Origin of the sequence: Kluyvera cryocrescens NBRC 102467 (genome assembly GCF_001571285.1) — a bacterium.
Taxonomy (GTDB): Bacteria; Pseudomonadota; Gammaproteobacteria; order Enterobacterales; family Enterobacteriaceae; genus Kluyvera; species Kluyvera cryocrescens.
Window position 1 is genome coordinate 1 of record NZ_BCTM01000070.1, and the last position, 4,023, is coordinate 4,023.

The 4,023-nt window shown below is 53.2% G+C and carries 4 protein-coding genes and 1 pseudogene; 3 read left to right on the forward strand and 2 right to left on the reverse strand.

Annotation, left to right across the window (positions count from 1 at the left end):
* Positions 1 to 31: 31 nt before the first annotated feature.
* The 3 genes from umuD to KCR01S_RS23420 all read left to right on the forward strand — a co-directional run bounded on the left by umuD (position 32) and on the right by KCR01S_RS23420 (position 2,022).
* A complete protein-coding gene (umuD, locus tag KCR01S_RS23410) occupies positions 32 to 457 on the forward strand; it encodes a translesion error-prone DNA polymerase V autoproteolytic subunit (RefSeq protein WP_001776124.1) in 426 nt (141 codons plus the stop codon).
* Positions 457 to 1,728, forward strand: coding sequence for a Y-family DNA polymerase (locus KCR01S_RS23415; protein WP_001776125.1), 1,272 nt, complete (start codon positions 457 to 459; stop codon positions 1,726 to 1,728). The genes umuD and KCR01S_RS23415 overlap by 1 nt, the downstream gene beginning before the upstream one ends.
* Before the next feature lie 138 nt (positions 1,729 to 1,866).
* Positions 1,867 to 2,022, forward strand: a complete 156-nt coding sequence (locus tag KCR01S_RS23420) for a type II toxin-antitoxin system Phd/YefM family antitoxin (RefSeq protein WP_001776126.1) — start codon at positions 1,867 to 1,869, stop codon at positions 2,020 to 2,022.
* Positions 2,023 to 2,044: 22 nt separating this feature from the next.
* On the opposite strand, the gene KCR01S_RS23425 is transcribed toward KCR01S_RS23420, so the two are convergent.
* Positions 2,045 to 3,253, reverse strand: coding sequence for an RNA-guided endonuclease InsQ/TnpB family protein (locus KCR01S_RS23425; RefSeq protein ID WP_049239040.1), 1,209 nt, complete (start codon positions 3,251 to 3,253; stop codon positions 2,045 to 2,047).
* A gap of 476 nt (positions 3,254 to 3,729) precedes the next feature.
* A pseudogene (locus KCR01S_RS25525) lies at positions 3,730 to 4,023 on the reverse strand (hypothetical protein); the annotation flags it as partial.

The window sequence follows — 4,023 nt, forward strand, 5'->3', positions numbered from 1 at the left end:
TATATATACAGCTTAAGCGAGGGAAAAAACGATGAAGTTCATTCCTGCAGTATCAGAAGCCAGCATAGTAAAAATTCCTTTGTTCACAGAGCGATGCCCTGCGGGTTTTCCGTCACCGGCAGCAGACTATACTGAGTCTGAACTGGATCTGAATGAGTACTGCATTCACCGGCGCCACTCCACCTATTTTGTCAGAGCGATTGGCAACTCAATGACTGATATTGGCCTCTATTCCGGCGATCTGATGGTCGTGGATAAAGCAGAACAGCCGCGGCACGGGGATATTGTTATCGCGGAAATTGAGGGTGAATTTACGGTAAAACGCCTGCTTCTGACGCCGCGGCCAGCCCTGCAGGCGATGAACCCGGACTTCCCTTCCCTGTACCCGGATCCGGAAACTCTGCAAATTTTCGGCGTGGTGACGGCCTTCATTCATAAAACCCGGAGGGCAGACTGATGTTCGCCCTGGCAGACGTCAACTCCTTCTACGCCAGTTGCGAGAAGGTTTTCAGGCCGGATTTGCGCGGCAAACCTGTCGTCGTTCTCAGTAACAACGATGGCTGCGTTATTGCCCGGAGTGCTGAAGCCAAACGGCTGGGTATAAAGATGGGAACCCCCTGGTTCCAGCTCAAAGAGGCGCAGTTTCCTGAAAAACTGTACGTTTTTTCCAGCAACTACGAGCTCTACGCGAGCCTGAGTAACCGTGTGGTCGCCCTGCTGGAAGAGCTGTCGCCCCGCGTCGAACAATACTCAATTGACGAATGTTTCCTGGATGCCCGGGGAATTAGCCACTGTATGGATCTGGAGGATTTTGGCAGGCAGCTGCGTGGGCATGTTCTCAGTGGAACCGGACTGACGATCGGTGTCGGCTTCGGCGCCACAAAAACACTGGCCAAATCGGCGCAGTGGGCGTCAAAGGAATGGCCACAATTCAGTGGGGTGCTGGCGCTGTCGCCCGAAAATCCACGCAGAACGGCAAAATTACTCAGCCTGCAGCCGGTGGAAGAAATCTGGGGCGTGGGGAACCGGATAGCGAAAAAGCTGCACGTTATGGGGATCACCACTGCCCTGCAGCTGTCGCTGACGAACCCTACATTTATCCGGAAAAACTTCAACGTAGTGCTGGAGCGCACGGTACGTGAGCTGAACGGCGAGAGTTGCATTTCGCTGGAGGAGGCGCCGCCGCCGAAACAGCAGATTGTCTGCAGTCGCAGCTTCGGGCAGCGGATCACCACCTACGGAGAAATGCGCCAGGCCGTCTGCCAGTATGCCGAGCGCGCGGCGGAAAAGTTGCGCGGTGAGCGACAGTACTGCCGGCATATCAGCACCTTCATCAAGACATCCCCTTTTGCGGTTAATGAGCCGTATTACGGTAACGTGGCCACGGAAAAACTGAACCCCCCTACCCGTGACACCCGGGACATTATCGCGGCAGCGGTCAGGTCTCTGGACAGAATCTGGCTCGATGGCCACCGCTACGCAAAAGCGGGGATAATGCTCAATGATTTCAGTCCGAACGGCGTCGCGCAGCTGAATCTGTTCGATGACGTGCAGCCACGGCCGCACAGCGATGCGCTGATGAAGGTGCTCGACGGCATTAATCATTCCGGACTCGGGAAAGTCTGGTTTGCCGGACGGGGGATTGCGCCGGACTGGCAGATGAAACGGGAGATGCTGTCACCGGCATATACCACCTGCTGGAAGGAGCTGCCGGTTGCCCGTTTCTGACCGTCGAAATGACAGACGGGACTTGCGGCCAGAGCTTACTTTACCGATCATACAGATGACTTGTCTCAGGAGGGAACCATGACAAACATCATTCTGTGTGATGTGACTGCCAGCGTCTGAGAACTTAAAAACGATCCGGTGGCCACCGCCAGTGCCGGCGGCGGCTACCCGGTCGCGATTATTGACCGCAACCGCCCTGTTTTTTATTGTGTGCCCGCGGCTCTGTATGAACAAATGCTCGATGCGCTGGACGAAAAAGACCTGGTGCAATTGTTGACATCCTCCCCGCCCTGAAGGGCGAGGATTCCTACAGCGTTCAGACCGGAGCCTGACTCGCCTCGGTGGGTTCCTGCTTCAGTGGGCGGCCTGACTGTACCATCCCTCCACAGGCAAGCACGGCATGTCCTGCCGCTAAAATGTTACGTGCTCCGTTGATATCGGCGTTCTCGGTATAGCCGCATACCTGACACACGAATTTACTTTGCGTTTGACGGTTTTCTTTCGCCGTATGACCACAACAGACACAACGCTGGCTTGTGTATGCCGGAGGTATCGCCAGTACCTGACCACCACGCCAGAGCTGCTTATACTCAAGCTGTCTGCGCATTTCGTACCAGCCCTGATCCAGTATCGAACGGTTTAAGCCTGATTTGGCTCTGATGTTTCGTCCGGGCCGCTCTGCCGTACCTTTTGCCGATTTCGAAATGTTACAGACCTTCAAGTCCTCAATGACGATCATCGCGTGGTTTTTGCTGATTTCACTGGTGACTTTGTGAAGGTAGTCGCGCCGGATATTGGCAATGTGTGAGTGCAGACGCTGGATTTTTTTCTTCTGTTTCTGCCAGCTGGCACTGAATTTAACTTTGCGGCTTAACTGCCGTTGAAGCATAGCCAGCTTACGCTGGTTTGCTTTAAAGCTATTGACTGGCTGGTATACGGTGCCATCAGAAAGCGTGGCAAGTTTCGTGACTCCGGCGTCCAAACCGACCATTGACGCTGCCTTATGAACCTGTTCAGGCACTTCGTATTCCGTCTGGATGCTAACGTACCATTTGCCGCATGACTGGATGACCGTGACGTTTTTAACTTCGCCGATGACTTCACGGCTATTGCGATAGCGTATCCAGCCCAACTTAGGAAGCGCTATACAATTGTTGGTCTGATCGAGCTTCACGCCTTGCGGGTAGCGGAATGCATCGTTTTGGCCGCGTTTCTTGAAACGAGGGAATGCTGCACGCTTCTGGAAGAAATTCTTGTAGCCGCGCTCCAGATCTTTGAGCGACTGCTGCAACGGCTGTGATGGCGTGTCTTTTAGCCACTGGGTATCAGGGTGTGATTTCCACTCAATGAGCCATGAAGCCATTTTGGTGTAGGAAACATATTTGTTCCCCGCTTCATGGTTTTCGTTTTGAAGCGCCAGCGCACGGTTAAAAACGAAGCGACAAGCCCCAGCGAAGCGCCGCATATCGCGCTCCTGCTGACCATTCGGTCTTAACTGGAATTTGAAGGCTTGAAGTCGTTTCATGAGGCTATTTTAACCGAAGTTAGTCGGAAAACCGCGCATTATATCCCCGCCCTGAAGGTCGGGGTTTTACGGCGCACTGGATAACAGGGGCCTCCTTGCCGTCACCCAAAAACAAAACGGTATGTTTATGCTCTGTGATGATTCCCCCGGATTCTTTTCATGGTCCAGTGGTGTATACAAAGTCAATTAATACGATAACGTGACGGACTTTCAATATGTTACCCACACGGTTATCCCCCGTTACTGTGGATAATCAATATATTGTGTCTCTGGCAACTGCTTTTCCTACCATATGTTGTCCCTCCCCGTTCTATTTTGTGATCGGACAGTGTGAAAAACGACATCACAGTGGAGACGCTGCTGACGGGATGATGTTCATCCAGGGTCGTAAGATCGGCCGGTACTGGTTACCCGCCGGACGAAGGGCCGGCCAACGCGCAGCATCGGTAGCTGGCTTTAAAAATGCCGGCGGAAATTTAAAGATTAAGCCGCATACTCTGCGAAATTTTGCAAATTTCACTCAACATGCTTCGTTCAGATCCCAATAGAGCTTTCACCATCGCCTGTAATAGCCGCCCTGCTGCGTGATTACTCCGCTCATCGGGTTGCTGGCGACAAGCCAATACCTGTTCGTGACAGGCATTGATTGAACCGTTATCCCTAACTAATAATGTGCTGACGATGCAGGTGGGACCGTGGTCCCAGGCAAATAAGCTGACCGACGACGCAGGTGGGACCGTGGTCCCAGGCAGATAACCTGACCGCCGATG

Bases quoted from the DNA above. Each gene is read 5' to 3' on its own strand.
- KCR01S_RS23425 (WP_049239040.1), bottom strand. From the start codon at position 3,253: ATGAAACGACTTCAAGCCTTCAAATTCCAGTTAAGACCGAATGGTCAG.
- umuD (WP_001776124.1), top strand. From the start codon at position 32: ATGAAGTTCATTCCTGCAGTATCAGAAGCCAGCATAGTAAAAATTCCT.
- KCR01S_RS23415 (WP_001776125.1), top strand. From the start codon at position 457: ATGTTCGCCCTGGCAGACGTCAACTCCTTCTACGCCAGTTGCGAGAAG.